Genomic DNA, 24,964 nt, shown 5'->3' on the forward strand with positions numbered 1-24,964 from the left:
AGCGGCGAGGGGCCGGTGCCGCACCGGGCCGCCGCGCGGACCAGAATGGAGACATGCCAGAAGGTGACTCCATCTACCGTGTGGCGGCCCGGCTGCACGAGGCCCTCGCCGGTCAGCAGCTGACCAGCGCCGAGCTGCGGGTGCCCGCGCACGCCACCGCCGCGCTCGCCGGGCGCCGGGTGCTGGAGGTCCGCCCGCGCGGCAAGCACCTGCTCACCCGCCTCGAAGGCGGGCTCACCCTTCACACCCACCTGCGGATGGACGGCCACTGGGAGGTCTACCGCCCCGGCGAGCGCTGGACCGGCGGCCCCGCCTTCCAGATCCGCGCCGTCCTCGGCACCGGGCACGGCACCGCCGTCGGCTACCGGCTGCCCGTCGTCGAACTGCTGCGCACCGCTGACGAACGGCGGGCCGTCGGCCACCTCGGCCCCGACCTGCTCGGCCCGGACTGGGACCCGGCCGAGGCCGTCCGTCGCATCCTCGCCCGCCCCGCCCGGCCGCTCGTCGAGGCCCTGCTCGACCAGCGCAACCTGGCCGGGATCGGCAACGTGTACGCCAACGAACTGTGCTTCGTCGCCGGGGTCACCCCGTGGACCGAGGTCGGACAAGTGCCGCACCCCGACCGGCTGGTGGAGCGGGCCCGGCAGATGCTGGAGGCCAACAAGCTGCGCCCCGGCCACATCACCACCGGCGACACCCGGCCCGGCTACCGGCACTGGGTCTACGGCCGGGCGGGCCGCCCCTGCCCGCGCTGCGTCACGCCCGTGCTGACCGGACGCCAGGGCGTGGCGCCGCAGGACCGGGTGGTGTTCTGGTGCCCGTACTGCCAGCGCGGCGCGGCGCCGGAGGGAACGGCGGTCAGTCCCGTTCGACCAGGGCGGGGTGCCGCGGGTCGTCCACCCGTACGGTGAGGTCGGCGGCCTCGGTCGGCCCGGTCTCCGCCTCGTAGCGGGCGAAGGCGGGCAGCGTCCACTGCTCGTCCGCCGGAGTGCGGCGGGCCAGCGCGGCCGGGGTGAGCGCCAGGTGGACGCTCAGTTCGAGCGGCAGCCAGCGGCCGAGCAGCAGGGCGCCGTCCAGCAACAGCACGCCGCCGGGCGGGAGTTGGACGTACGGGGCGCGGGTCGAGCGGTCGGTGGCGGGGTCGCGCAGCGAGGGCAGCACCCGGCCGGTGCCGCCCGGCTCCAGCGGGTCCAGCACCTCGCGCAGCAGGGCGCCGTCGTCCAGCCAGAGGTCGTGGAAGGCATCCGCGTCCCGGTGGCCGTACTCCAGCCGGATCGAGGCCGGGCGCAGGAAGTCCGCCGCCGACACCCGCAGCGCCGGGCGGCCGCGCAGCCGCAGCGGCTCCACCAGGGCGTCGGCGAGCAGCCCGGGCCGGGCGGCCGCGGCGCCGTCCACGGCGACCCGCAGCCACCGCTCGCCGGCGCCGGGCAGCTCGGTGATCCGGTCGGCGAGCAGCTCGGCCAGCTTGTCGGGGGAGATCGGGTGTACCTGCACCAGCACATCCTGCCGCCCGGGGCGCTCCCGGCCCAGCGGTTTCAGGCCGGCGGTTCAGGCCGGCGCTCTCAGGTCAGCGGTTCAGGCCCGCGCTCTCAGGTCAGCGGGAGCGCGTGCAGGACGTCGTCGTGCCCGGCGAAGAGGCGGGAGCCGTCGGCGGCGAGGTTCCAGACGTCCTTGCCCGGGCCGGAGTCGTGGAAGGTCCACCCCGGGGTGCCGGTCGCGGTGTAGATCGCCGCCACCCCGCCCGCCGCCGGACCGGGCACGTACAGCGTGCCGCCGACGACCAGCGGACGGCTGCGGTTGTCCAGCAGGAACGGCAGCTTGACGGACCAGAGCACCGCGCCGGTCCGTGTTTCGAGGCAGGTGACGACGCCGTCGTTGCGCAGCACGAAGACCCGGACGGTGTCCGGGACGGGCGGCAGGGCCCGCCAGGACTCCCCGCGGGCGGCGGTGTGGTTCCAGGCCGGCTTGCCGTCGGGGCCCAGCAGGTACACCCCGCCGTTGCTGTCCGGCACGAGGAAGCTCGTCCCGGAGGCGACGCACCAGCCGAAGTCCTGGGTGACGGCGGCGGTCGACACCTCCTCGCCGGTGGTGGCGTCCCGGACCACCAGCTCGAGGCGTTCGCCGGTCGACCGGACGCAGGCCAGCAGGTTCTTGTTGTAGGGGGCGGTGGCGGCGGCGGGCCGCTCCTGGTGGTCGACCGCGACGGACCAGAGCAGGGAGCGCCGGTCCAGCTGTACGGCGAAGATCCGGCTGCTCGGCGCCGAGCTGTCCGAGCGCGGCCAGCTCAACAGGCAGCCGTAGAGGACGCCCGCGTTCAGGCAGGTGAGCTGGACGTCACCGTCCAGCTCCTCGGGCAGCGCCAGGCTCCAGTCGGCGGTCGGGTCGGTGAGGTGGTGGGCGTCCAGGTGGCCGCGGGAGGTGGCGGTGAACAGGTAGTCGCGCCAGACCGCGATCTTTCCGGCGGGCAGTTCCAGGTCGCTCGGCCAGTCCTTGGGTGCCGGCGGGTCGAACACCAGCAGCCGTCCGGGACGACCGGTGCCCGGGTCGAGGGCCTGCCACCCCGCCTTGGAGAGGAAGGCCGGCCCCTGGGGCGCGGCGAGCAGCCGCTCCGGGGTCATCACCTGCGGGCCCCGGTAGGTCCACAGCGGCGTCGGCCCGGACAGTGCGGTCGGCTGCGGCCGGCTCGGCGACGGCGAGGGCGTCGACCCGTCGCCCTCCACCCGGCCCAGCGCCCACGCCGCCCCGCCGGCCGCCAGCACCCCGGCCCCGATCAGCAGCCCGCGCCGGCTCAGCCGGGGGCCGTCACCGTCCGGACCCCCACCGCCGAGCACGTCCCCGGGCACCGCGTCCGCACCGTCCGCCTCCCCGTCCCACTGCCAGGCGGCGTCCTGCACCGGCCCCTCGGGCGACTTCATCCGGTCCTCACTCCCACCCCCGGCGGCCACCGTGCCACCACCTGCCGGGGAGGATATCGAACGGTCCCCGAACCATCCCAAGCCGCGACCTCGGCCGCACTAGGCTGCGCCCGACACAACGAGTACCGGCCCGCCCAGGAGGCCCGAGGATGTCCACCGTGACGGCCGAGCAGTACGACGGCTGGACCGAGGAGCAGTGCGCCGACGTGGAGATCGTCGGCGGGGTGGTGGTCGCCCGTCCGAGCCGCTCGGCCCGCCACAACCGGATCGCGCGGTTGGTGGCGAACGCCCTGGACGACGCGGGCGGGGCCGACTGGAACGCCGACTGCGGCTTCGACCTGCGGCTGCGGGACGTGCCGCTCGACAACCGCTGCCCGGATGTGGTGGTCTACCGGGCCGACACGGTCGAGGAGATGCCGGCCAGGCCGGAGCACGTGCTGCTGGTGGTCGAGGTCGTCTCACCGGGCTCGGAGACCACCGACCGGCTGGTCAAGCCCGACCAGTACGCGAAGGCCGGAATTCCCTTCTACTGGCGGGTCGAGCAAGCGGCGGGCCGGGTGGCGGTCGTCCACACCTGTCTGCTGGACGAGGCGAGCCGGGTGTACCGGGCCGGGGAGGTGTTCACCGGACTGGTGAAGGCCGCGGTGCCGTTCCCGGTGGAGGTCGACCTCACCGATCTGCCGTAGCGCGTCACCCGCTCGGCGGAGCGGTTCGCTCGGCCGGGTGAGGGCGTCCGTGCCGGGGCGGGTGGGGCCGGTGGGCCGGCCGGGGCGGGCGGGGCTCGCCTTGACACGGTTCCGGGCCGGACGTAGCAAGGGAGCATGCGCGATCCGCGGCCGACCGGCGGGGACGCCGAGCCGGTCCGTGCGGCGGGCCCGGAGGCGGCGCACGCGCGGGACGAGCTGTTGGCGGAGGCCGTCCGGGAGGTGCTGGCGTCGACCGCGGCGTACGGGGCGATGGTGCACCTGCGCTCGCGGGACGGGCGGTCCCTGGTGCTGCGGACCCTCGCCGGGGTGCCGCTGTCGATCATGAGTCCGTTCCGCCGGGTCGCGGCGGCCGGGCCGCTGCCGGTCGCGGTCTGCTTCCGCACCGGGCGGACCGTCACGCTGTCCGACTCCGAGGACATCGTGCGGCGCTTCCCGCAGCTGGCCGTCGGGCTGCCGTACGACTTCGTCTCCGCCTGCGTGCCGGTGGGGCACGGCGGGGAGCGGTTCGGGGTGCTCAGCGTGCTGTGGCCCGCCTCGGACGACGGGGTGCCGGACGGGGACGGCGGGCGGCCGGAGGCGGTCGCCTCCCGGCTGGGCGCCGGGCTGGCCGGGGTGGCGGCGGCCGGGCAGCCGGTGGAGCCGGCCGGGGACGCCGCGGTGGTGGAGCTGGCGCCGCCGACGGCGGTGACCACCCGGGTCGGGCTGTTCGACTGGGACGTGGCCAGTGGCGCGCTCGCGGCGGACGTGCAGTTCCGGGAGATCTTCGGCTTCGGGCCCGGCGAGTTCGACGGCACGGTGCGCTGCCTGACCGGCCGGATCGCCCCCGGTGACGTGCCCGAGTTCCGGGCCGCCGCCCGCACCGCCCTGGAGCACGGAGAGGTGCTGGCGGCCCGGGTGCGGGTGCTCGGACCGGCGGGCCGCCCGTACCCGGTGGAGCTGTGGGCCCGGGTGCCCGGGGCGATCTCCGACGGCGGGACCCACCTGGTCGGCGCCGTCCTGGACGTCCGTGCCCTGACCGCGGCGGCCGCCGCCGTCGAGCGGCTGCACGAGGGGCTGCTCTCGCTCGACCCGGACGGTCTGATCAGCTACGTCAACCGGGCCGCCGAGCCGCTGCTCGGGGCCGGTGCCGAGGAACTGGTCGGACACCACCCCTGGGAGGTGCTGCCCTGGCTCGCCGACCCCTTCTACGAGAACCGCTACCGCGCCGCCCTGCTCTCCCAGCAGCCCACCGCCTTCCTGGCCGTCCGTCCGCCGGACGGCTGGCTCGCCTTCTCGCTCTACCCCGACCCGCACGGCGTCACCGTCCGGATGGTCGCCGCCGAGGCCCCGCCGGGCGCGGCCGAGCCGCCGACCGCCCTGGCGCCGCCCGCGGCCACGGCCGGTGCGGGCACGGGCGGCGTCGGCGGCACCCACCACCTGCTCCAGCTGGCCAGCGCGCTCACCGAGGCCGTCACCGTGCGGGACGTCTGCCGGGCGGTGGCCGAGGAGATCCTGCCGGCCTTCGGCGGCCAGGAGCTCGCCATCTACGGGGTGCGCGAGCAGCGGCTGCACCTGGTCTCGCAGAGCGGCTACCCCGACGGCTTCCTGGACGGCTTCGAGGGCACCCCGCTGGACGCCCGGGTCCCCGGCGCGGAGGCGCTCAGCACCGGCACCCCGATCTTCTTCGAGTCGGTGCGCGAGCTCGCCGCCGCCTACCCGGGCCTCGCCCTGGACGAGATGGGCGCCTGGGCGTTCCTGCCGCTGATCGCCTCCGGCCGCCCGGTCGGCAGCTGCATCCTCGGCTTCGACCGGGCGCACCCCTTCACCGTCGAGGAGCGCGGACTGCTCACCGGCCTCGGCGGCTTCATCGCCCAGGCCCTGGAGCGGGCCCGGCTGTACGACGCCGAGTTCGTGCTGGCCCGCGGCCTGCAGCAGGCCCTGCTGCCGCACCGGCTCCCGCAGGTGCCCGGCATCCGCACCGCCGCCCGTTACCTGCCCGGCACCCAGGGCATGGAGATCGGCGGCGACTGGTACGACGCGATCGTCACCGGCGACGACCTCACCCTGGTGATCGGCGACGTCGAGGGCCACAGCGTCGGAGCGGCCGCCGCGATGGGCCAACTGCGTAGCGCGGTCAGGGCGTTCGCCAGTGGCGGCGAGCCGCCCGGCCAGGTGCTGGCCCGCACCAACCGGCTGCTGCTGGACCTCGACCCGGGGCTGCTCGCCAGCTGCTGCCTGGTGCGCCTCACCCCCGCCGACGGCACCGTGCGGATCGGCCGGGCCGGCCACCTGCCGCCGGTGCTGCGGCACCCGGACGGCCGGGCCGAGGCGCTGTACGTGCCGGGCGGGCCGCTGCTGGGCGTGGACGAGGGGGCGGCGTACCCGGTCAGCGAGCTGCGGCTGCGGCCCGGGTCGCTGCTCGCCCTCTACACCGACGGGCTGGTGGAGGACCCGGCGCTGGCGATCGACCAGGGGGTGGACCGGCTGCGGGCGGCGCTGGCGCACGGGCGGGCGGGGGAGGCACTGGAGGAGCTCGCCGAGCGGCTGCTGCGCGAGGTCGGCTCGACCGGGCGGGTGGACGACGTGGCGCTGCTGCTCACGGCCTTCGGGACGGACGGCGGGGTGGGCGGCCCGGGCGGCGGGACGGACGGCGGGGTGGGCGTCGGCCCGGCTGGCGGCCCGACCGGCGCCGGAGCGGCGACTTTCGTCGGCCCGGGCTGCGACGAAGGGTGACCGCGGCCGGGGCGGCCGCCCGGTTAGCCTCGACGGGTGGAAGCAATCGCACGGGCCTGGTCGACAGCGGTACGGACGGCGCTCCCGGGGCCCTGGCGCCCCCGGCGAGTGGTCGGCGAGGCCGTGGCGGCCCTGCTGATGGGCGCGCTGGCGGCCCTGCTGGAGCTCGCCGCCGCCACCGACCTGGCGGTGCCCTTCGGGCTGGCCGTCGCCGCGCTGTGGCTGCTGCGGCGCGGCTTCCCGGCGACGGTGCTGGTGCTGACCGGGACCCTGGCGGGCTGGTCGCTCGGGCCGTTCCCGCTGCTGGTGTGCGCGGGCTGGGTGGCCGGGGCGCGGATCGGCCGGGTGTGGCGACTGGTCGGCGCCTTCGTGCTGAGCTACCTGATGTTCTCCATGTTCGGGATGCTCAAGGACGGCGCCTCGTACTCACCCAAGCTGATCATCGGCTTGTCGCTCGGCATCTTCCTGGTCTTCGCGGGTCTGCCCGCCCTCTACAGCCGCTACCGGGCGCAGCGCCGCGCCCTGCTGGACGCGCTGCGCGAGCGCAACGACCAGCTGGTGCGCGAGCGGGCGATGGTGGTGCACCAGGCCCGGCTGCGGGAGCGGCACCGGATCGCCCAGGACATGCACGACAGCCTGGGCCACCAGCTGGCCCTGATCTCCGTGCACTCGGGCGCGCTGGAGGTGGACCGCACCCTCAGCGACCGGCAGCGGGAGGCGGTCGGGGTGCTGCGGCAGGCGGCGGTCGCGGCCATGCGTGAGCTGCGCGAGGTGGTCGGGGTGCTGCACGACGAGTCGACGGCGGTGCCGCCCGCGGTCGTCGGCGCCCCGGGCGCGGCGGGGTCGCGCGGCGGGGTCGACGGGATCGAGGGGTTGGTGGAGTCCTCCCGGGCGCCCGGGACGGTGGTGGAGCTCTGCGTCGAGGGGGAGCGGCGGCCGCTCGCGGCGGCGGTCGACCACGCGGCGTACCGGATCGTGCAGGAGGCGCTCACCAACGCGCACAAGCACGCCCCCGGCGCGCCGATCGCGGTCGCGCTGCGGTACGAGCCGGACGCGCTGGTGGTGGAGGTGACCAACCCCCGCGCGCCGGAGCTCGTGGGCGCGCGCTCCGGCGCGGGGCCGGTGGTGAGCGGCGGACAGGGACTGACCGGCCTGCGGGAGCGCGCCCGGCTGGTCGGCGGCATGGTGCACGCGGGCCCGACGCCCGAGCAGGGCTTCCGGCTGGCCGCCGTCCTCCCCTACGAGGGGGCGGAGGCCGAGGGCGCCGCCGCCCTGACGGCCGAGGAGGAGTGGGCGGCCGGCGGGCTGCCGCCGGTGGACGGCGCGCAGGACGGTCGGCGCCGCCCGGCGCTGGGCTGCGCGGCCGGGGTGGGGGCGGTGACGCTGATCGTGGCGGGCCTGGTGGCCTGGGGCGTGGTGGCCTTCGTCCGGGGCGCCAGCGACTCGACGGTGCGGCAGTCGGTCTACGACCAGATCCGGGTGGGCGACTCGCGGGGCGAGGTGCTGAAACAGCTCCCGCCCGGCAACGACTTCTTCACCTCCGACTTCCAGTCCGCCGGGCCGCCCCGGCCGGAGGACTCGCACTGCCGCTGGTACTCGCTGGCGAAGGAGGGCCAGGGCGACTCCTGGTCGGACGACCACGTGGCGCGGTTCTGCTTCAAGGGCGGGGTGCTGGTGGAGAAGGTGGAGTACACCTCCAAGGGCTGAGGTCGGCCGTCCGTCGTCGCGGCGCCCGGCCCCGGCCCGCCCTCCCCGGCCCCGGGCGGGAGGAGGGTGCGGCCGGGATGTGAGGATGGAGTTCCAGCCGCACCACCGTTCGAGGGGAATGACCAGCGTGATCCGAGTCCTCGTCGCCGACGACGAGCCGCTCATCCGGGCCGGGATCAGGATGATCCTGGGGTCGGCCGAGGACATCGAGGTGGTCGCGGAGGCCGCCGACGGCCGGCAGGCGCTGGAGCTGGCCCGGGCGCACCGGGTGGACGTCGTCCTGCTGGACATCCAGATGCCGGTGATGGACGGACTGACGGCGCTCGGGGAGCTCGGCAGGGTCGCGCCCGGCGCACGGGCGATCATCCTCACCACCTTCGGGGAGCGCGAGAACGTCCTGCGCGCCGTGACCGAGGGCGGCGCCGGGTTCCTGCTCAAGGACACCGCGCCGAACGAGCTGATCCAGGCCGTCCGGGCCGCGGCCGGCGGGAACGCCTTCCTCTCCCCGGCCGCCACCCGGCACATCGTGGACTCGCTGGCCGCCGGGCGCAGCGGCTCGGCGGCCGCCCGCGGCGCGCAGGCGCGGCGCCGGCTGGAGGTGCTCACCGGGCGCGAGCTGGAGGTGCTGGCGCTGCTCGGGGAGGGCCTGTCCAACGCGGACGCGGGGGCCCGGATCCACATGAGCGAGGCGACGGTGAAGACCTACGTCAGCCGGATCCTGGCCAAGTTGGGCTGTGAGAACCGGGTCCAGGCGGCGCTGCTGGCGCGGGACGCGGAGCTCGACGGCCGTAGCTGAGCGGGGTCGCGCGGTCGCGGTGGGTGTCGCCGGTGACGGATGCCACTCAATCGGTGGTCCGAATCGGGAACTCCGGATGGACTGGTGACGGTCCGTCATCTTCCGATTGCGGACGGTCGATGGTGTGCGGGAGTCCACGAACGGACAGATGTGAGCGCGGGCACGGAAATTGATCGTTCGATCTTTAAAATGCGGTCAAACCTGGTCGAACCGGGCGCCGTTTCTTGATCGATACCGCCGGTAACAGTCAACTGACCTGCGAGAACCAAGAATTGCTTGCTGAGCCCCGGATGTGCCCCTAGCTTTCTTGGCGGCGCAACGAGCGCCACCCGGGTTCACCCCGACGCACGGCCCGCCGACTGACCCCCGGCGCGAGGGCGGTGCCCGCCGACGAGACCGGCCCGAACGGGCCGTCGGCGAGTGGAGGTGGCCGGGGCGGCACGGCACGTCCGACACGTGGCCGGCCGCCCGACGAGCGAGGTGAGCGCAACCGACCGGCCCGTGTCCCGGGCCTGGTTCCGCCTGCCCGCCCGGGGCTTGCCGAGAGGACATTCATGACTTCCCGTCACGAGACCGCCGCTGCCACCGAGACCACCACCAGCAAGCGCAACCGCCTGCGGATGGCGGTCGTCGCGGGCGCCGCCGTCGCGGCCCTGCCGGTGGCCGGCCTCGTCACGGCCACCTCGGCCTCCGCCGCACCCTCCTCCACCTGGGACGCCGTCGCCCAGTGCGAGAGCGGCGGGAACTGGAGCATCAGCACCGGCAACGGCTTCAACGGCGGACTGCAGTTCACCCCCTCCACCTGGGCCGCGTACGGCGGAACCGCGTACGCCCCCCGGGCCGACCAGGCGACCAGGGCGCAGCAGATCGCCGTCGCCGAGAAGGTGCTCGCCTCGCAGGGGCCGGGGGCCTGGCCCGTGTGCTCCCAGAAGGCGGGCCTGAGCAAGGGCGGCGCCCCGGCCGCCGTCGACACCTCGGCGGGCTCGGGTGCCGCGGACCGGGCGGCGACCGCCGCCAAGCCGGCCAAGCGGTCCGCGAAGGCGGCCCCCAAGGCCGCCCCGCAGGCGGCTCCGAAGGCGGCCGCCCCGAAGGCGCAGCCGCACGCCGCGCAGGCCCCGCAGGGCCGCCCGTCGGCCAAGCCGGCGCAGTCCGCTCCGGCGGCGGCGAAGAACACCACCGGTGGCGAGTACACCGTCCGCAGCGGTGACACGCTGAGCGACATCGCCGCCAAGTTCGGCGTCGACACCGACGGCCTGTACGGCAGGAACGCCCGCACCATCGGCGCCGACCCGGACCTGATCTTCCCCGGGCAGACGCTGACCGTCTGACGCCCTACCACGCTGCGACGCGATCCGGCGGCCACCCCTGCGCGGGGTGGCCGCCCGGCGCGTTCGGGGTCCTGGCGCATCGGGTTCGCTGGAGCCCTGCACCAGTAAGGTCGTCTGATGGTCCGACTGATCAGTGACAGTGAGCTCAGCGCCTCCTCCGTGGTGGCCAACAGCACCATGAACCGCGGGCGCGGGCTGTGCGGCGTCAACAGCTACACCCGCGAGCTGGGCTTCGACCCCGCCGCCTGGCTCCGGGAGCACGGCGGCGCCGCGCCCGGCTGGCTGGACCTGTGCAGCGGGGAGGGGCGGGCACTGGTCGAGGCGGCCCGGGTACTGCCGGCCGGCGCCGAGCTGACGGGGGTGGACCTGGTCGGACCGCTGGTCCCGCTGCCCGTCCCGCCGCCCGCCCTGGCGGCCGGGGCACGGCTGCGCCTGGTGACGGCGGCGCTCGCGGACTGGGTGCCCGAGCGGTCGTACCAGCTGATCACCTGTGTGCACGGCCTGCACTACCTCGGCGACCAACTCGGCGCGATCGCCCGCGCCGCCTCCTGGCTGGCCCCGGACGGCCGCTTCGCCGCCCACTTCGACCCGGAGTCGGTGCGCCGCCCCGACGGCTCCGGCGCGGGCCGCGCGGTGCTCGCCGCGCTGCGGGCGGCCGGGTTCGAGTACCGCGCGCGCCGTCACCTGCTGCTCCTGGACGGCGGGCGGCCGGTCGCGCTGCCCTTCGGTTACGCGGGCGCCGACCCGTCGGCCGGGCCGAACTGGACCGGGCAGCCTGCGGTCGGGTCGTACTACCACTCGCTGGTCGCGCCACGGAGGCGCGTGGAGTTGTAGTTGAACGTTGAACGCAACGTCCGAATACCGCCGGAGACGTCAAGGATTCCGGATCAGGATCGACTCACACACCGAGAGCGGAACGCCGGCCGGCGGACGGCCGGGACGCGATCGGACCACGGTGCACGAGGAGATCCGAAGACATGACGATGAACGGTGCTGCGGCGCTCGACGGCAAGGTGGCCCTGGTGACCGGCGGCAGCCGGGGGATCGGGGCCGCGGTCGCGCTGCGGCTGGCCGAGGACGGCGCCCACGTGGCGCTGACCTACCAGGGCTCGGCCGAGCGGGCCGAGGAGGTGGTCGCCAAGATCACCGCGATGGGGCGGACCGGCTGGGCCGTGCGCGCCGACAGCGCCGACCCGGCGGCGGTGCGCGCTGCGGTGGCCTCGGTCGCCGAGCGGTTCGGACGGCTGGACATCCTGGTGAACAACGCCGGCGTGGGCGCCGGCGGGCCGATCGAGGAGGTCGGGCTGGAGGAGCTCGACCGGGTGCTGGAGGTGAACGTCCGGGCGCCGTACCTGTACGCCCAGGCGGCCGTCGAGCACCTGGCCGAGGGCGGGCGGATCGTCGCCATCGGCAGCTGCGTCGCCCAGCGCGTCGTCTTCCCCGGCGCCGCGCTCTACGCGACCAGCAAGGCCGCGCTGATCGGCCTGACCAAGGCGCTGGCCAGGGAGCTCGGCCCGCGCGGGATCACCGCCAACCTGGTCCACCCGGGCCCGATCGACACCGACATGAACCCGGCCGACGGCGACTCCGCCGACTTCCAGCGCGGCTTCGTCGCCCTCGGCCGCTACGGCACGGTGGCCGAGGTCGCGGGCGCCGTCTCCTACCTGGTGGGTGAGGACGGCCGCTACGTCACCGGTGCGGAACTGTCGGTGGACGGCGGCTTCGCCGCCTGACCTCCCGTTCGGCGGGGGCGGCGGTGTCGTGCCGGGCGGTCGTCGGCGACCGCGCTTACGATCGCCCGGCACGACCCGTGCGCCCCCCGACCGAGAGGTGTGCCATGACCGCGGCGGACGACCCGGCCGACCCGGTGGACCCGGTGGACCCGATCGGGCTGCTCGCCCGGGCCCTGGCCCAGACCGCCGGGCTGATCGACGGCACCGGCGTCGAACTGGCCGGCCACCCGACCCCCTGCCGCTCCTGGGACGTCGGCGACCTGATCAGCCATCTCCTGCACGACCTGGCGCAGTTCACCCTCCGGGCCGAGGGCGGGCAGCCGGACTGGAGCCGGCCCTTCGACCGGGTCGAGGAGGACTGGCTGCACGCCTTCGAGGCCGGGGCCGAGCGGCTGGTCGAGGCCTGGCGCGCCGCCGGGGACCTCACTGGCACGGTCGACCTCCCCGGCGGCGCCACCCTGCCGGCCCGCTTCCCGGTCGACCAGCAGACCACCGAATTCGCCGTCCACGCCTGGGACCTGGCCCACGCCACCGGCCAGTCCACCGAGGGCCTGGACCACGAGGTGGCCCGGGCGGCACTCGACTGGGCGCACGGCGCCCTCAAGCCCGAGTACCGCGGCGACGAGGCCGACCACCACGCCTTCGCCCCCGAAGTCCCCGCCCCGCCGGACGCCCCGGCGTACGACCGGCTCGCCGCCTTCTTCGGCCGCGACCCCGCGGCGGGCGCCGGCGCATAGGGCCCACCGCGGCGATCCGCAGACGGCCGGTCAGTGCACCCGGCCGGTGGCCGCGGCGCGTTTGATGGCCTCGCGGATGCGGGGGTAGCTGCCGCAGCGGCAGATGTTCTGGATCTGGTCGATGTCGGCGTCCGTCGGGTCGGGGGTGCGGCGCAGCAGGGCGACGGCGGTCATGATCTGGCCGGGCTGGCAGAAGCCGCACTGGGCGACGTCGCAGTCGATCCAGGCCTCCTGGACGGGGTGGAGGGTGTCGCCGTCGGCGAGGCCCTCGATGGTGGTGACGGTGCGGCCGTCGCACTCCTTGACCGGGCGGGTGCAGGGCTGGAACTCCTGGCCGTCCAGGTGGCTGGTGCAGGCGCGGCAGACGCCCACGCCGCAGCCGTACTTGGGGCCGGTGACGCCGAGCTTGTCGCGCAGGACCCAGAGCAGCGGCATGTCGTCCGGGGCGTCGACGCTGACGGGCTGCCCGTTGAGGACGAAGGTGTGGGTGGGCATGGGGGTCGACGTCCTCAGAAGTTGATCGGGAAGGAGCGCGGGCTGGTGCCGGTGGCGCGGGCGTAGGCGTTGGCGACGGCGGCGGAGGCGGCGGGGACGCCCAACTCGCCTGCCCCGCCCGGGGATCCGCTGGGCGGCATCAGGTGGATCTCCACGGTCGGCGGGGTGTTGCGCTGCCGGGCGTAGTGGAAGTCGGCGTAACTCCCCTCCCGGAAGGCGCCGTTGTCGAGGTGGTTGCCGGCCTGCAGGACGACGGAGATGCCGTCGATCAGTGCGCCGGTCAACTGGGCTTCCAGGCCTCGGGGGTTGATGACCTGGCCGACGTCGGCGGCGATGACGGCCTTGGTGACCCGGGGGTTGGCGCGGTCGGTGGCGTCGAGTTCGACCAGGTAGGCGGCCCGGCCGCCGTTCTCGTCGTGGTAGCCGACGCCCTGGGCCTGGCCCTCGGGCATCGGGCGGCCCCAGTCGCCGGCCTTGGCGAGGGTGTCCAGGAGGGCCCGGCCGGCGGCGTCGCGCACCCGGGCGCGGCGGAAGGCGACCTCGTCCTGGCCCATCCGGCGGGCGAGTTCGTCCATCATGATCTCGTCGGCGACCCGGACCATGCCGGAGTAGACGGAGCGCCAGCTGCCGGTGTGCACCGGGAGCGGGAGTTCGGCGAGCAGCTGGGTGGGGATGCCGACGTTGTACGGGTTCTTCTCGGTGAGCAGGAAGAAGGCCTGGGCGAGGCTGATCCCGGCGACGGAGAGGTTGAACCCGGCGCCGGTGAGGGCCTCGCCGAGGCCGTGCGAGAGGTCGGTGCGCACGGTGGCGGCGCGGTGCTCCCAGCTGAGCACCTGGCCGAGGCCGTAGGTGGCGCGGATGCGGTGGTGGCTGGCGGGGCGCATCCGGCCGTGCCGCATGTCGTCGTTGCGGGTCCACATCAGTTTGACCGGTCGGCCGGCGGCCTTGGAGATCTGGGCGGCCTCCAGGGCGGCGTCGAAGAACAGCCGGCGTCCGAAGGAGCCGCCGCCGCGGACGACGTGGACGGTGACGGCGTTCTGCGGCAGGCCGAGTTCGGCGGCGATGGTCTGCTGGGCGATGATCGGGCTCTGGGCGGCGAACCAGAGTTCGGCGCGGCCGGGCCGGACGTCGGCGACGGCGGTGAGCACCTCCATCGGCGCGTGGTTGACGAAGGCGAAGTCGAACTCGCCGTCCAGGTACGGGGTGAGCAGCGGCGGCAGCAGGAACGGCGCGTGCGCGGCGCGCAGTCCGGCCCGGACGTCCTCGGTGGAGAGGCCGGCGGCCGGTCCGGGGTTCCAGGTGGTGCGCAGTGCGTCGCGGGCCTTGAGGGCCTGGTCGAAGGTCTCGGCGAGGACGGCGACGCCGGTGGGGATCGGCACCACGGCGAGGACCCCGGGCATGGCACGGGCGACCGAGGCGTCCAGGGACTTGAGGGTGCCGTTGACGGTGGTCGGGCGGGCGACCACGGTGGGTGCGGCGCCCGGGATCCGGAGGTCCCCGGCGTACTGGACGCGGCCGGTGACGATGTCGCGGGCGTCGATGCGGCCGGTGGGCCGGCCGACCAGGCGGCGCTGGTCGGCCGGCTTGGGGGTGGCGGGGACGGCGGGGACGACCACGGTGGCGGCGTCGGCGGCGAGTTCCCCGAAGCGCAGGCGTCGGCCGTCGGGGGCGAGGACGGCGGAGCCGGCGGTGCGCAGGGCGGTCGCGGGAACCTTCCAGCGGTTCGCGGCTGCGGTGACCAGCCGGGCGCGGGCGGCGGCGGCCGCGGCGCGCACCGGCTCGTACAGCGAGCGCACCGAGTTGGAGCCGCCGGTGAGCTGGTAGAAGAGCAGTTCGGGGCGGCCGTCGGAGAGCGGCACGTCCACGTCGGTGAGTTCGGCGTCGAGTTCCTCGGCGACCAGCATGGCGATCGCGGTGGTGAGGCCCTGGCCGACCTCCAGCCGGGGCAGGTGCAGCGCGGCACGCCCGGCGGGGGTGATTTCGAGCACCAGCAGGTGGGAGGTGGGCAGGCCGGCGAGGATCATCGCGTCGCCGAGGTCGAGGACGTCGGGGATGCCGGGCAGGCCGAGCAGTTGCGGGGGCGCGGAGGCGTCGCGGGTGGCCGCGGCGGTGCGTTCGGCGGCCCGGGCGGTGGCGGGCGCGGCGGCGTCGAGGCCGAGCCGGGCGGCGACGGTGAGGGTGGGGGCGGCCAGCAGGTAGGTGAGGAAGCGGCGGCGGCCGGCGGGCTCGGCGCGGTCCGCGGGACCGGTGGGAGCGGCGGGGTCCTCGTCCGGGCCCTCGCGGCCGGCGAAGCCCGAGCGGGCGGTGGAGGTGCTGATGGGAGGGGCCCTTCGAGCCGGAGCGGGCGCCGGATCGGGCGGGCACGGACGGCCCCGGCCCCGGTGCCGGATCGCGGACGCCGTTGAGCATAGGAGGGCGTTACTGACGGGTCAACACGGCCAATCTTGGCCCTCCGGCCGGGTGGTGGAGGTGTCCGGTCCGCTTCGGCCGGCGGAGTCGGAGCGGGTACGGAGGGGGCTTCGCCCGGGCGGGCGGGGCCTCGGAGCGGCCGCGCGGAGTGCTGCTGGACGATCAACAGGGCTCTGTCGTACGGGAGTTCACGGCTCGTCCGACGGTGCGGCGGGGCCCCGGAAGTGGACCGGGAAAATTCAAGATCAATGGACCTGTCGGCCGGTCCACTTCTTCCCTAGGCTGGGCCTCGCCCGACCGCCTGGATCCGACAGGAGAGAAGTGCCGAACCAGAGCGCCGCCCGGCTCGCCCTGCTGCCCCCCGCCGGCCCCCAACGAACGCTCGCCGCAGCCCAGTTGGCGAGCGCGGTGGGCGACGGCGCCTACTACACCTGCTCCGCGCTCTACTTCACCCGCGTCATCGGGATGTCGCCGACCGCCCTCGGCTTCGGACTCGCCGTCGCCTGGGCGCTCGGCTCGCTGGCGGGCGTCCCGCTCGGCGCCCTCGCCGACCGCCGCGGCCCGCGCCGCACCGCCGTGGCCCTCGCGCTCGCCACGGCCGGCGTGGTCGCCGTCCTCCTGGTCGTCCGCTCCTACCCGCTGTTCCTGCTCGCCGTCTGCCTCTACGCCACCGCGCAGTCCGGCCTCACCGCGGCCCGGCAGGCCCTGGTCGCCGGCCTGGTGCCGACCGCCGAGCGCACCGGACTGCTCGCCCACCTCCAGTCAACCCTCAACGGAGGACTGGCCGTTGGGGCCGCCATCGGCGGCATCGCGCTCACCGTCGGCACCCGGGAGGCCTACTTCGGCGCCTTCACCGTCACCGCCCTCGGCTTCCTGGCCGGTGCGCTGGTGCTGCGCCGGCTGCCCGAGGCCCCGCCCGCACCGGCCGACCCGGCCGCCGGACCACGACTGGCCGTGCTGCGGGACCGCCGCTACGTCGCCGTCACCCTGGTCAACACCGTGCTGCTGCTGCGGATGCCGATGCTCAGCCTGATCCTGCCGCTGTGGATCGCCCAGCGCGCCCCCGGCCTCGGCTGGCTCGGCTCGGCGCTGTTCGTGCTCAACACCCTGGCCGTGCTGGCCTTCCAGGTCCGGGCGGCCCGCGACGTCAGCGGACTGGACTCGGCCGTCCGGGCCGTGCGGTCGTCCGGGGTGCTGCTGCTCGCCTCCTGCGCGGTCTGCGGACTGTCCGTGCTGTCCGTCCCGGCGTGGGGGTTCGCCGCCCTGCTGGTGGTCGCGGCCGTGCTGCAGGTGGCGGGCGAGATGCGGCAGTCGGCCGGTTCCTGGCAGCTCGGCTTCGACCTCGCGCCGCCGGAGCGGATCGGCCAGTACCAGGGCTTCTTCGGCACCGGCGTCGCCGTCGCCCGCACCCTGGGGCCGCTGCTGCTCACCACGCTGCTGCTGGACGGCGGGCTCACGGGCTGGCTGGTACTGGGCGGGGTGTTCCTCGCCGCCGGGTACGCGATGGGCCCGGTGGCCCGCTGGGCGGCGCGCGACCGCGACTACCTGCCGCCGGCCCCCGCGCCGTCCTCCCCGGCCGTCGGGGCCACCGCCGCCGAGGCGCCGTAGAGATCGTCGTCGCCGCCGTACGGCGCCGCGCGCCCGGCCCTGGAGGCCGGCCGCTCGGAGCGGTCGGCGAACAGGTCGTCCGGCGCGTCCTCCAGCAGGTCGTCCGGCGCCTCCTCCACCAGGCCGTCCGACCGGACCGGCCGGCCGTCCCGCCGCTCGTTCCCGGTCATCGCACGCTCCAACCGCCGCTGCTGCTGTTCCGGATACGGCCGATACTACTCCGCGGGCCCGCCGCGCAGCGCCCCGCGCGGGCCCCGCGCAGCGGGCCCCGGAAACCGCTGGCCCCCGCCCGCCGCCCGCTGGCATGCTGGCCGCGTGGACAGACCCCAGATCTGGCTCGACCTCGCCCCTGAGCTGCACCTCTTCGTCTCCGCGCCCCGGCGGGCCGGCCGCACCGCGCTGCGCACCGACGGCACCTCCAGCCTCGGCCACCTGGTCGAGTCGCTGGGCGTGCCGCTCACCGAGGTCGGCGCCCTGCTGGTGGACGGCCGCCCGGTGCCCGGCTCGTACGTCCCGGCCGACGCCGAGCAGGTCAGCGTCGCCGCCGTCGCCCGGCCGCAGCCCTCGCCCGCCCCGCCGCGCTTCCTGCTGGACGTCCACCTCGGCACCCTCACCCGCCGGCTGCGCCTGCTCGGCATCGACGCCGCCTACGAGAACCCCGACATCGGCGACGCCGCGCTGGCCGCCCGCTCCGCCGCCGAACAGCGCGTCATGCTCTCGCGCGACCGCGGCCTGCTGCGCCGCCGCGAACTGTGGGCCGGTGCGTACGTCTACAGCCACCGCCCCGCCGAGCAGCTGCGCGACGTGCTCTCCCGCTTCGCCCCGCCGCTCGCCCCCTGGAGCCGGTGCACCACCTGCAACGGCACGCTGCGTACGGTGAGCAAGACGACGGTGCGCGAACAGCTGCACGACGGCACCGAGCGCTCGTACGACGCCTTCGCCCAGTGCGCGGACTGCGGCCAGGCCTACTGGCGCGGGGCCCACCACGCCCGGCTGGAGGCCATCGTCACCGATGCGGTGCGCGAGTTCGGGGGAGTCTCGGGGTAGCGGAGCCGGGCTCCTCGGGGTTCTCTCGGGGTCGGATACGGACCGCTGCGGATGGTGGGCCGTCCGGCGGGCATGGTCTGATCGGCGACGGGGGACGAGCCCAGGAACTCCTTCGTACGAGAGAGGCCGGGTCGTCGGATGAACGATCAGCCAGTGCACCAGCCCGTACCGCACCACTCCTCCTCACCCGAGCACCAACCCTTCGAGAGCGCCGAGCCCGCCACCGCCCCGGTGGTGACCGCGCCCGACGGCGCCGTGGTCCGCCCGCTGCTGGTCCTGGACGGGCTCGGCAGCCTCGCGGTCTTCGAACTCGCCCCCGGGCAGGTCACCCACGCCGTGTCGCACGCCACCGTGCAGGAGCTGTGGCAGGTCACCGCCGGCCGCGGCGAGCTGTGGCGGCGCCAGGACGGCCGGGAGGAGGTCCACCGGCTCGCCCCGGGGGCGGCCGTCTCGATCCCGCTGGGCACCGCCTTCCAGTTCCGGGCCGACCAGGACGCCGACGGGCCGCTGCGCATCACCGCCGTCACCATGCCGCCCTGGCCGGACACGGACTCCGAGGCGCGCCCGGAGGAAGGCCCCTGGAAGGCGACCGTCCGATGAGCCGGGGCAGGACGGCCCACCGGCGGTTACGCCGCACCGCCGCGGCCGCCGTCGCCGCGCTCACCCTGTTCGGCCTGGGCACGGCCCCGGCCGTCGCGGACACCGGCACCGCCGCACCCCACCTCCAGTCGCGCTACGTGGCCATGCCCGACGGCGTCCGCCTCGCCGTCGACGTCTACCTGCCGAACGGCACCGAACCCGGGGCCGAGCTGCCCACCGTCCTGGTCACCCAGCGCTACTGGCGCGCCCGCGTCCTGGCCGGCCAGTCGGGCGGCACCAGCGGCGAGGCCGAGGCCTGGAACGCCAAGGGCTACGCCTACGTCGTCGCCGACCTGCGCGGCACCGGCGCCTCCTTCGGCACCCTGACCTCCGAACTGGGCGCGGACCTGGTCGCCGACAGCGGCCCGCTCAGCGACTGGATCGCCGCCCAGCCCTGGTCCAACGGCCGGGTCGGCACCACCGGTGTCTCCTACGGCGGCGACACCGCGATGCTCGCCACCGCCCTCGGCAACCACCACATCACCGCCGCCGCACCGATCTCCTACGACTTCGACCCCTACGAGGACCTGGTCCGCCCCGGCGGGCTGCTGATCGAGCCCCGGCTCGCCCCGTACGCGCTGCTGCTGCGCATCCTGGACCAGGCCGGCGGCACCACCTGTGAGACCAGTGCGCAGACCCGGCAGCTCTGCGCCCAGGTCGGCCTCACCGGCCTGACCCCCCGTCCGGTCGACGGCCCGGACGGACCCGCCCTGATGGCCGCCGCGCGCGCCGAGCACGCGAACAACGCCAACCTGGTCGACATGGCGCAGCAGGGCGTCCACCGCGACTACCGCAACGGCCCGCAGAGCTGGACGGTCGGCAGCGTCGGCGAACAGACCGACGCCGTCGAGGACGGCGGCGTCCCGGTGCTGACCCGGGCCGGCTGGCTGGACGCGGGGACGGCCAACGGCGTGCTGTCCCAGTTCAGCGGCCTGTCCAACACCCAGGACGACTGGATCGGCCCCTGGAACCACGGCGCCGGCTGGCTCGCCGACCCGTTCCGGCCCGCCCGGCCGCTCACCCCGGCCGAGCACGAGCAGAACGACCAGCGGGTGGTCGACTTCTTCGACCGCTACGTGCGCGACGGCGCCCGCCCCGACGGCAGGCGGCAGGTGCACTACTACACCTTCAACGAGGACGTCTGGCGCACCACCAGCCGCTGGCCGGTGCCCGGGACCCGCACCCGGCCCTTCCGGCTCGGCGCGGGCAACACCCTCACCGAGGGGCGGACCGGGAGCGGCCCGGCCGGCTCCGACCTGCTGAGCCTGGACCCGACCGCCGGCACCGGCCCGCTCGACCGCTGGAACACCAACCTCAGCGGCAGCAAGGTGAGTTACCCCGACCGGGCGGCCGTGGACGGCAAGCTGCTCAGCTACACCACCGCGCCGCTGACCGAGCCCGCCCGGGTCACCGGCAACGGCAGGGTCACCCTCGACGTCACCGGCCTGGCCGGCTCGGCGAACGGCGCCCTGCACGTCTACCTGGAGGACGTCGCCCCGGACGGCCGGGCCACCTATCTGACGGAGGGCCAACTCGCCCTCGCCGACCGGGCGGTGGCCGACTCCGACGACAACCCCGACTGGCGGCGGCTGCGCACGCCCCGCAGCTTCGCGGCCACCGACGCCACGCCCTTCCCGCAGGGGCGGGCGCAGCGGGTGGTGATCGACCTCCAGCCGGTCTCGGTGCTCTTCCGGGCCGGCGACCGGATCCGGCTCACCGTGGCCGCCGCCAACCCCGACTCCTTCCAGCTGCTCCCGGCCGACGGCCGCGCGCAGTACCGGATCGGCTACGGCGGGCACGGCGGCGAGTCCGGTTCGGTGCTGGAACTCCCGCTGGTGCAGCGGTAGTTACCTGCCCGCCAGGCCGAGGGTCCAGATGTGGGAGCTGTAGCTGCCCATCCGGGTCGGGTGGCGCTCGACCAGGGTCGCGGTCAGGCCCTCGGGGCCGCGGTGCAGTGAACCGGTGAAGCGGTGCCGGTCGGCGGGGTCGAGCGGGAGCAGTTCGGCGAGCACCGCGTCGTCCAGCTCCCGCCCGACGGCACGCAGCACTCCCGCGTCCAGCACCAGCAGGGTGCCGTCGGGCAGCACCAGCGGCTCGGGGGCCAGGGCGTCGCTCAGCAGCGGGCCGGGCTCGACCACCCCGCCGGGCAGCAGCCGCACCACCCGGCTGCCGGTGGGGTGGCGGCGGTCGGTCTCCACCACCCGCAGGCCGGTGCCGGCCGGTCCGGCCGTGCCGACCACGTAGTGGCCGAAGCTGCGCCAGGAGTCGACCACGGCGCCGTCCCGGTCGTGGGCCCTGGTGTCGAAGTGGCCGTAGCCCTCCAGCCCCAGGACGAAGCGCCCGTCGCCGAGCGCCGCACCGCGTTCCCCGCGCAGCTCGGCGACCGGCGTGCCGTCGGCGAGGTCCAGCAGCAGGGCCGGGCCGAGGTGGCCCCAGGCGGTGTAGTCGAAGGAGGTGGTGGTGACCAGCACCCGGTCGGCGGACAGGTGCGCCGCGTTCGGCCGGCCCGGGCAGGGGCGGCGCCAGCGGACCTCGCCGGCGGCGTCGACCCAGCTGAGCTCGCCGTCCCCGCCGTGCAGCGTCCACCCCTCGCGCCGCGCCAGCGGCCCCGCCGGGCGCCCCTGCGGACGGCCGCCGGGCTCGCGGCGGTGGTTCATGACCGTAACCTGCCAGCTCCCCATGGTGCGGATGCTATCGGCCGGGCCCGAACGACGGGTGTCGTTTCGGTGGCCGCTCACGGCGCCCTGACGGCGGACAATCTCCCCAGGACCAGTGGAGGAGGCGAGAGTGGAGCCCGTGGAGCCCGTGGAGCCGGCGGAGTTCGAGGTGATGGTCGAGATCCCGCAGGGATCGCGCAACAAGTACGTGATGGACTTCGACGCGGGCCGGATCAGGCTGGACCGCACCCTCTTCACCGCCACCCGCTACCCCGCCGACTACGGGTACGTCGAACGCACCCTCGGCGGCGACGGGGAACCGCTGGACGCACTCGTCCTCGGCGGCGAACCCGCCGTCCCCGGCTGCGTGCTCACCTGCCGGGCGGTCGGGATGTGGGTGATGCGCGACGAGCGCGGACCCGACCAGAAGGTCCTCTGCGTCCCGGCCCGCGACCCCCGCTACGCCGACCTGCGGGACATCGGCGACCTGCGCGAGTTCGACCTGCTGGAGATCACCCACTTCTTCCAGGTCTACAAGGACCTGGAGCGCGGCACGTCGGTCGAGGGCTCGCACTGGGCGGGCCGGGACGCCGCCTACGCCGAGATCGCCGAATCGCGTGCCCGGGCGGCGGGCACCCGCTTCGCCCGCCCGGCCTGAGCCCGTCCAGCTGGGCCCGGGCCCACGGCCGGGCCCGGGCCCAGCGGTTCGTCGGCTCAGAGCCGCGCGCTGCTCAGGATCGCGCGCACCTGGGCGGCGATGGCGGCCTCGTTGTGCTCGAACTCCGGTGAGGTGACGCGGTCCTGCCGGTCCGGGAGGCCGGTGAGGACCGGGGTGTGGAGGTGGCCGCCGGGCAGCGCGGGGTCGAGGTCGAGGCGCAGGCGGTTGGAGCGGTAGGCGACCTCGTTGGAGAGGTAGCCCCCGCCGCCCCCGGCGACGGCGCGGGAGCCGGGGGTCGGCCCGTCGGGGCGGTCGACCGGGGCGGTGGCGCCCGCGGGGATCTCGGTGACGGGGGTGTTGAGCAGCACGGGGTAGGGCTGCTGGACGGCCGTCATGGCGTCGGTGGGCAGGGTGGTGCGGATGAACTCCGGGCCGTCGGCGAGGCCCGGGGCGTCCACCGGGTGCTGCCGGGTGCCGCCGGAGAGCGCGGCGGCGTTGTCGGTGTACGGGTCGGCGGAGCGGGCGCGGCCGGCCCAGGCCTCCAGGGTGAACTTGCCCGGGTAGCCCTGGCTGATGCTGGTGATCAGGTCGGCGGACTGCGGGCCGCCGGGCTCCAGGTGGGGGCCGAAGGCGCGTTCCACGATGCCCTGGTCGAAGTCGCGGTAGCGCACCGGCAGGACGACGGCCCGCACCTCGGCGGTGCTGCCGTCGGCGAGGGTGATCCGCTGCCCGTGCAGGTGCAGCACGGCCGCGCCGGAGGGGTTGGCGCGGCGCGCTTCGGTGTCCAGGCCGTACGGGTCGAAGCCGCTGACGAAGATCCGTCGGACGCCGGGGTCGGGTTCGTCGGCGAAGCCGTCGTCGAGGCCGCGCGAGGCGTCCTCGAAGCGGGCCCGCAGTCCGGCGTGGTCGACGTCGAACCGGGGCTGCCACTGGGCGAGTTGCACGGTCATGGCGAGTCGCGCCCAGTACAGCGGGCGGTCGTCGAGAGCGGGCAGTTCGCCGCCGGGCCGGCGCCCCTGGGCGCGGTCGAGGCCGGCCTGCCAGAGCTTGCGGCCCCAGCTGTCGACCACCCGCTGGGCGCGGTGGGCGGTGCGGGCGGCGCAGAGGGCGGCGGGGAAGCTGTGGAGCAGGTCGGCGAGGCCGGAGCGCTCGGTGAAGACGGCGGTCCGGGCGTCCTGCAGCCGGGCCTGTTCGGCGTCCGGTGGGGCGGTGGTGACGGTCCGGCAGCCGGCCGGTGCGGCCTGGGCCCCGGCGGCGGGGGCGAGCAGCGCGGCGAGGGTGCCGACGAGTGCGGTCGCCAGGGCGGCGCGGCGGATGGCGGAGCTCGCGGCGCGGCGGGTCATTGTCATGGCCACTGACCCTAGGCGGCGGGCTGACACCCCGCCAGGGTGCCTGCGCCGTGCCCGTAGGCTGAGCGGGTGACACCCCTCGATCCGACCGTGAAGTCCCTGATCAGCGACCCCTACGGCGCCTACGCCGCGCTGCGCGCCGAGGCGCCCGTGCACCGGGTCACCGGCCCGGACGGACTGCCCGTCCGGTACCTGCTGCGCCGCTTCCCCGACCTGGCCCTGGACGCCCCGGCCGAGGAGCTGGGCCACCGCCCCGCGCTGCGCGCCCGCGGCCTGCTGGAACTCCCCGTCCGCATCGGGTCGCAGGGGCGGGAACCGGCGTGAGCTCTACAGCGTTGTCGTGGTCGAACAGCGTGATTCGGACGGTGGTGGAGGAAACCCCATGAGTGTGGCCCTGACGAAGGGTGGCAACGTCTCCCTGGCCCGGCAGGCGCCCGGCGTGCGGTCCGTCCGGGTGTGCCTCGGGTGGACGGCCGGAGCCGGGTACGACCTGGACGCCAGCGCGCTGCTGTGCGGCCCGTCCGGGAAGGTCCTCACGGACCAGCACTTCGTCTTCTTCAACAACCTGCAGAGCCCGGACGGCGCGGTCCGCCACCTGGGCTCCGGCGGGGGCGGCGAGGACGCGGAGCGGATCGAGGTCCGGCTCGGGGACGTCTCGGCCCAGGTGGAGAAGGTCGCCTTCGCGGTGGCGATCTACGACGCGGCGCAGCGGCGGCAGAGCTTCGGCCAGGTGCGCCGTGCGTACGTGCGGGTCGTCGACGCGGACAGCGGCACCGAGGTGGCGCGCTACGACGTGACGCCCGAGACGGGCAGCGAGACGGCCATGGTGTTCGGCGAGCTCTACCGTAACGGCGCCGACTGGAAGTTCCGCGCGGTCGGGCAGGGCTACGCCTCCGGGCTCGCGGGCATCGCCACCGACTTCGGGGTCGACGTCCTGCAGCCCGCGCCGGCGGCTCCGGCCCCTGCCCTTGCCCCCGTCTCCGCGCCCGTACCGGTCGCGCCCGCGGCGCCGCCGGTCGTCCCCGCCGTTCCGAAGACCCAGCCAGCTACAGGGAGTTCACCCGTGACGTGCTTCTTCGACCCCACCCACGGCGCCGGTTCGGCCGTGGTGCTGTGGCAGCCGCAGTGGGGCGTGCCGCGCCAGGTCGAGACCTGCGCCGCCTGCGCCCAGCGGGCGCAGACCACCGTCCCGCCGTTCTACACCCCGCCGCAGGCCGGTTACCCCCAGCAGGGCTACCCGCAGCAGGCGCAGCCGCAGGTGCCCGCCCAGCAGCAGGAGCAGGGCGGCCGCCGCTTCGGCACCGGCGCGATGATCGGCGCGGGTGCGGCCGGCCTGGTCGGCGGCATGCTGCTGAACGAGGCGCTGAGCGACGACGAGCCGCAGGTGGTCGTCAACAACTACTACGAGGACGACGACTCCTTCTTCTAAACCCCCCGGCCCTCGTGCCCCCGGTCCGACGCCCCCTC

23 protein-coding genes are annotated in these 24,964 nt (G+C 75.5%); 16 read left to right on the forward strand and 7 right to left on the reverse strand.

Translation table 11 applies throughout. The features are described 5' to 3' along the window. Positions 1-53 precede the first annotated feature (53 nt). A complete protein-coding gene (locus ACFC1T_RS06535) occupies positions 54-911 on the forward strand; it encodes a DNA-formamidopyrimidine glycosylase family protein (protein ID WP_375884342.1) in 858 nt (285 codons plus the stop codon). Here the strand turns inward: ACFC1T_RS06535 and ACFC1T_RS06540 are convergent. Together ACFC1T_RS06540 and ACFC1T_RS06545 are read right to left on the reverse strand one after the other, a co-directional pair. Continuing rightward, complete coding sequence (locus tag ACFC1T_RS06540) at positions 859-1,494, reverse strand: uridine kinase (RefSeq protein ID WP_375884344.1); 636 nt, start codon at positions 1,492-1,494, stop codon at positions 859-861. The two genes, ACFC1T_RS06535 and ACFC1T_RS06540, sit on opposite strands and share 53 nt — an antisense overlap. 95 nt (positions 1,495-1,589) lie before the next feature. After that, entirely contained in the window at positions 1,590-2,915 is a 1,326-nt protein-coding gene (locus ACFC1T_RS06545; RefSeq protein ID WP_375884345.1) for a PQQ-binding-like beta-propeller repeat protein, read from the reverse strand. Positions 2,916-3,064: 149 nt separating this feature from the next. On the opposite strand from ACFC1T_RS06545, the gene ACFC1T_RS06550 reads away from it, so the two are divergent. From ACFC1T_RS06550 to ACFC1T_RS06585, 8 genes are all read left to right on the forward strand, one after another. Beyond that, a complete protein-coding gene (locus tag ACFC1T_RS06550) occupies positions 3,065-3,601 on the forward strand; it encodes a Uma2 family endonuclease (RefSeq protein ID WP_375884347.1) in 537 nt (178 codons plus the stop codon). A 135-nt stretch (positions 3,602-3,736) separates the two neighbouring features. Next, on the forward strand, positions 3,737-6,334 hold the full coding sequence (locus ACFC1T_RS06555; RefSeq protein WP_375884349.1) for a SpoIIE family protein phosphatase: 2,598 nt from the start codon (positions 3,737-3,739) through the stop codon (positions 6,332-6,334). A gap of 36 nt (positions 6,335-6,370) precedes the next feature. Further along, positions 6,371-8,041 carry a sensor histidine kinase gene (locus ACFC1T_RS06560; RefSeq protein ID WP_375884351.1) on the forward strand — a complete coding sequence of 557 codons (1,671 nt, stop codon included), beginning with the start codon at positions 6,371-6,373 and terminating at the stop codon, positions 8,039-8,041. A 127-nt stretch (positions 8,042-8,168) separates the two neighbouring features. Then, complete coding sequence (locus tag ACFC1T_RS06565; protein WP_375884477.1) at positions 8,169-8,837, forward strand: response regulator; 669 nt, start codon at positions 8,169-8,171, stop codon at positions 8,835-8,837. Between the two features lie 554 nt (positions 8,838-9,391). Further along, positions 9,392-10,165, forward strand: coding sequence for a transglycosylase family protein (locus ACFC1T_RS06570; protein ID WP_375884354.1), 774 nt, complete (start codon positions 9,392-9,394; stop codon positions 10,163-10,165). Between the two features lie 117 nt (positions 10,166-10,282). Then, on the forward strand, positions 10,283-10,999 hold the full coding sequence (locus tag ACFC1T_RS06575; protein WP_375884355.1) for a class I SAM-dependent methyltransferase: 717 nt from the start codon (positions 10,283-10,285) through the stop codon (positions 10,997-10,999). Between the two features lie 143 nt (positions 11,000-11,142). Next, entirely contained in the window at positions 11,143-11,898 is a 756-nt protein-coding gene (locus ACFC1T_RS06580) for an SDR family oxidoreductase (RefSeq protein WP_375884357.1), read from the forward strand. Positions 11,899-12,002: 104 nt separating this feature from the next. Beyond that, the gene (locus tag ACFC1T_RS06585; RefSeq protein WP_375884360.1) at positions 12,003-12,635 is read left to right on the forward strand and encodes a TIGR03086 family metal-binding protein; all 633 of its coding nucleotides are present in this window, start codon (positions 12,003-12,005) and stop codon (positions 12,633-12,635) included. A 30-nt stretch (positions 12,636-12,665) separates the two neighbouring features. Here ACFC1T_RS06585 and ACFC1T_RS06590 read toward each other — a convergent pair whose 3' ends face one another. Both ACFC1T_RS06590 and ACFC1T_RS06595 read right to left on the reverse strand, forming a co-directional pair. Beyond that, a complete protein-coding gene (locus tag ACFC1T_RS06590) occupies positions 12,666-13,130 on the reverse strand; it encodes a (2Fe-2S)-binding protein (RefSeq protein ID WP_375884363.1) in 465 nt (154 codons plus the stop codon). A gap of 14 nt (positions 13,131-13,144) precedes the next feature. After that, positions 13,145-15,154: a molybdopterin cofactor-binding domain-containing protein gene (locus tag ACFC1T_RS06595; protein ID WP_375884365.1), complete on the reverse strand. Its 2,010-nt coding sequence runs from the start codon at positions 15,152-15,154 to the stop codon at positions 13,145-13,147. A gap of 706 nt (positions 15,155-15,860) precedes the next feature. Between ACFC1T_RS06595 and ACFC1T_RS06600 the strand changes: the two genes are divergently transcribed. Then, positions 15,861-17,147 (forward strand): MFS transporter, encoded by a 1,287-nt coding sequence (locus tag ACFC1T_RS06600; RefSeq protein ID WP_375884367.1) that lies wholly within the window; start codon positions 15,861-15,863, stop codon positions 17,145-17,147. On the opposite strand, the gene ACFC1T_RS06605 is transcribed toward ACFC1T_RS06600, so the two are convergent. Next, complete coding sequence (locus tag ACFC1T_RS06605; protein ID WP_375884369.1) at positions 17,081-17,317, reverse strand: hypothetical protein; 237 nt, start codon at positions 17,315-17,317, stop codon at positions 17,081-17,083. The genes ACFC1T_RS06600 and ACFC1T_RS06605 overlap by 67 nt on opposite strands. Before the next feature lie 145 nt (positions 17,318-17,462). Between ACFC1T_RS06605 and ACFC1T_RS06610 the strand changes: the two genes are divergently transcribed. The 3 genes from ACFC1T_RS06610 (at position 17,463) to ACFC1T_RS06620 (ending at position 20,680) form a co-directional block, all read left to right on the forward strand. Further along, positions 17,463-18,194, forward strand: a complete 732-nt coding sequence (locus ACFC1T_RS06610; protein ID WP_375884371.1) for a Mut7-C RNAse domain-containing protein — start codon at positions 17,463-17,465, stop codon at positions 18,192-18,194. A 138-nt stretch (positions 18,195-18,332) separates the two neighbouring features. After that, on the forward strand, positions 18,333-18,794 hold the full coding sequence (locus tag ACFC1T_RS06615) for a cupin domain-containing protein (protein ID WP_375884373.1): 462 nt from the start codon (positions 18,333-18,335) through the stop codon (positions 18,792-18,794). Further along, positions 18,791-20,680 carry a CocE/NonD family hydrolase gene (locus ACFC1T_RS06620; protein WP_375884375.1) on the forward strand — a complete coding sequence of 630 codons (1,890 nt, stop codon included), beginning with the start codon at positions 18,791-18,793 and terminating at the stop codon, positions 20,678-20,680. The genes ACFC1T_RS06615 and ACFC1T_RS06620 overlap by 4 nt, the downstream gene beginning before the upstream one ends. Here the strand turns inward: ACFC1T_RS06620 and ACFC1T_RS06625 are convergent, their stop codons facing one another. Next, on the reverse strand, positions 20,681-21,514 hold the full coding sequence (locus tag ACFC1T_RS06625) for a hypothetical protein (RefSeq protein ID WP_375884377.1): 834 nt from the start codon (positions 21,512-21,514) through the stop codon (positions 20,681-20,683). Between the two features lie 148 nt (positions 21,515-21,662). Here ACFC1T_RS06625 and ACFC1T_RS06630 point away from each other — a divergent pair, with 148 nt between their 5' ends. Then, positions 21,663-22,148 (forward strand): inorganic diphosphatase, encoded by a 486-nt coding sequence (locus ACFC1T_RS06630; RefSeq protein ID WP_375884480.1) that lies wholly within the window; start codon positions 21,663-21,665, stop codon positions 22,146-22,148. Positions 22,149-22,204: 56 nt separating this feature from the next. On the opposite strand, the gene ACFC1T_RS06635 is transcribed toward ACFC1T_RS06630, so the two are convergent. Continuing rightward, complete coding sequence (locus ACFC1T_RS06635; protein ID WP_375884380.1) at positions 22,205-23,497, reverse strand: pyroglutamyl peptidase; 1,293 nt, start codon at positions 23,495-23,497, stop codon at positions 22,205-22,207. 69 nt (positions 23,498-23,566) lie between these two features. On the opposite strand from ACFC1T_RS06635, the gene ACFC1T_RS06640 reads away from it, so the two are divergent. Beyond that, positions 23,567-23,821, forward strand: coding sequence for a hypothetical protein (locus ACFC1T_RS06640; RefSeq protein ID WP_375884382.1), 255 nt, complete (start codon positions 23,567-23,569; stop codon positions 23,819-23,821). A gap of 58 nt (positions 23,822-23,879) precedes the next feature. After that, positions 23,880-24,926: a TerD family protein gene (locus ACFC1T_RS06645; RefSeq protein WP_375884385.1), complete on the forward strand. Its 1,047-nt coding sequence runs from the start codon at positions 23,880-23,882 to the stop codon at positions 24,924-24,926. Positions 24,927-24,964: the final 38 nt, after the last annotated feature.

Source organism: Kitasatospora sp. NPDC056076, assembly GCF_042266305.1.
Classification (GTDB): domain Bacteria; phylum Actinomycetota; class Actinomycetes; order Streptomycetales; family Streptomycetaceae; genus Kitasatospora.

What these genes read in the sequence shown, in the direction of transcription:
- ACFC1T_RS06605 (WP_375884369.1), bottom strand. Translation starts at nt 17,317, where the DNA reads ATGACCGGGAACGAGCGGCGGGACGGCCGGCCGGTCCGGTCGGACGGC.
- ACFC1T_RS06625 (WP_375884377.1), bottom strand. Translation starts at nt 21,514, where the DNA reads ATGGGGAGCTGGCAGGTTACGGTCATGAACCACCGCCGCGAGCCCGGC.
- ACFC1T_RS06580 (WP_375884357.1), top strand. Translation starts at nt 11,143, where the DNA reads ATGACGATGAACGGTGCTGCGGCGCTCGACGGCAAGGTGGCCCTGGTG.
- ACFC1T_RS06635 (WP_375884380.1), bottom strand. Translation starts at nt 23,497, where the DNA reads ATGACAATGACCCGCCGCGCCGCGAGCTCCGCCATCCGCCGCGCCGCC.
- ACFC1T_RS06555 (WP_375884349.1), top strand. Translation starts at nt 3,737, where the DNA reads ATGCGCGATCCGCGGCCGACCGGCGGGGACGCCGAGCCGGTCCGTGCG.
- ACFC1T_RS06645 (WP_375884385.1), top strand. Translation starts at nt 23,880, where the DNA reads ATGAGTGTGGCCCTGACGAAGGGTGGCAACGTCTCCCTGGCCCGGCAG.
- ACFC1T_RS06545 (WP_375884345.1), bottom strand. Translation starts at nt 2,915, where the DNA reads ATGAAGTCGCCCGAGGGGCCGGTGCAGGACGCCGCCTGGCAGTGGGAC.
- ACFC1T_RS06615 (WP_375884373.1), top strand. Translation starts at nt 18,333, where the DNA reads ATGAACGATCAGCCAGTGCACCAGCCCGTACCGCACCACTCCTCCTCA.
- ACFC1T_RS06590 (WP_375884363.1), bottom strand. Translation starts at nt 13,130, where the DNA reads ATGCCCACCCACACCTTCGTCCTCAACGGGCAGCCCGTCAGCGTCGAC.
- ACFC1T_RS06585 (WP_375884360.1), top strand. Translation starts at nt 12,003, where the DNA reads ATGACCGCGGCGGACGACCCGGCCGACCCGGTGGACCCGGTGGACCCG.
- ACFC1T_RS06575 (WP_375884355.1), top strand. Translation starts at nt 10,283, where the DNA reads ATGGTCCGACTGATCAGTGACAGTGAGCTCAGCGCCTCCTCCGTGGTG.
- ACFC1T_RS06620 (WP_375884375.1), top strand. Translation starts at nt 18,791, where the DNA reads ATGAGCCGGGGCAGGACGGCCCACCGGCGGTTACGCCGCACCGCCGCG.
- ACFC1T_RS06550 (WP_375884347.1), top strand. Translation starts at nt 3,065, where the DNA reads ATGTCCACCGTGACGGCCGAGCAGTACGACGGCTGGACCGAGGAGCAG.
- ACFC1T_RS06595 (WP_375884365.1), bottom strand. Translation starts at nt 15,154, where the DNA reads ATGATCCTCGCCGGCCTGCCCACCTCCCACCTGCTGGTGCTCGAAATC.
- ACFC1T_RS06630 (WP_375884480.1), top strand. Translation starts at nt 21,663, where the DNA reads ATGGTCGAGATCCCGCAGGGATCGCGCAACAAGTACGTGATGGACTTC.
- ACFC1T_RS06570 (WP_375884354.1), top strand. Translation starts at nt 9,392, where the DNA reads ATGACTTCCCGTCACGAGACCGCCGCTGCCACCGAGACCACCACCAGC.
- ACFC1T_RS06535 (WP_375884342.1), top strand. Translation starts at nt 54, where the DNA reads ATGCCAGAAGGTGACTCCATCTACCGTGTGGCGGCCCGGCTGCACGAG.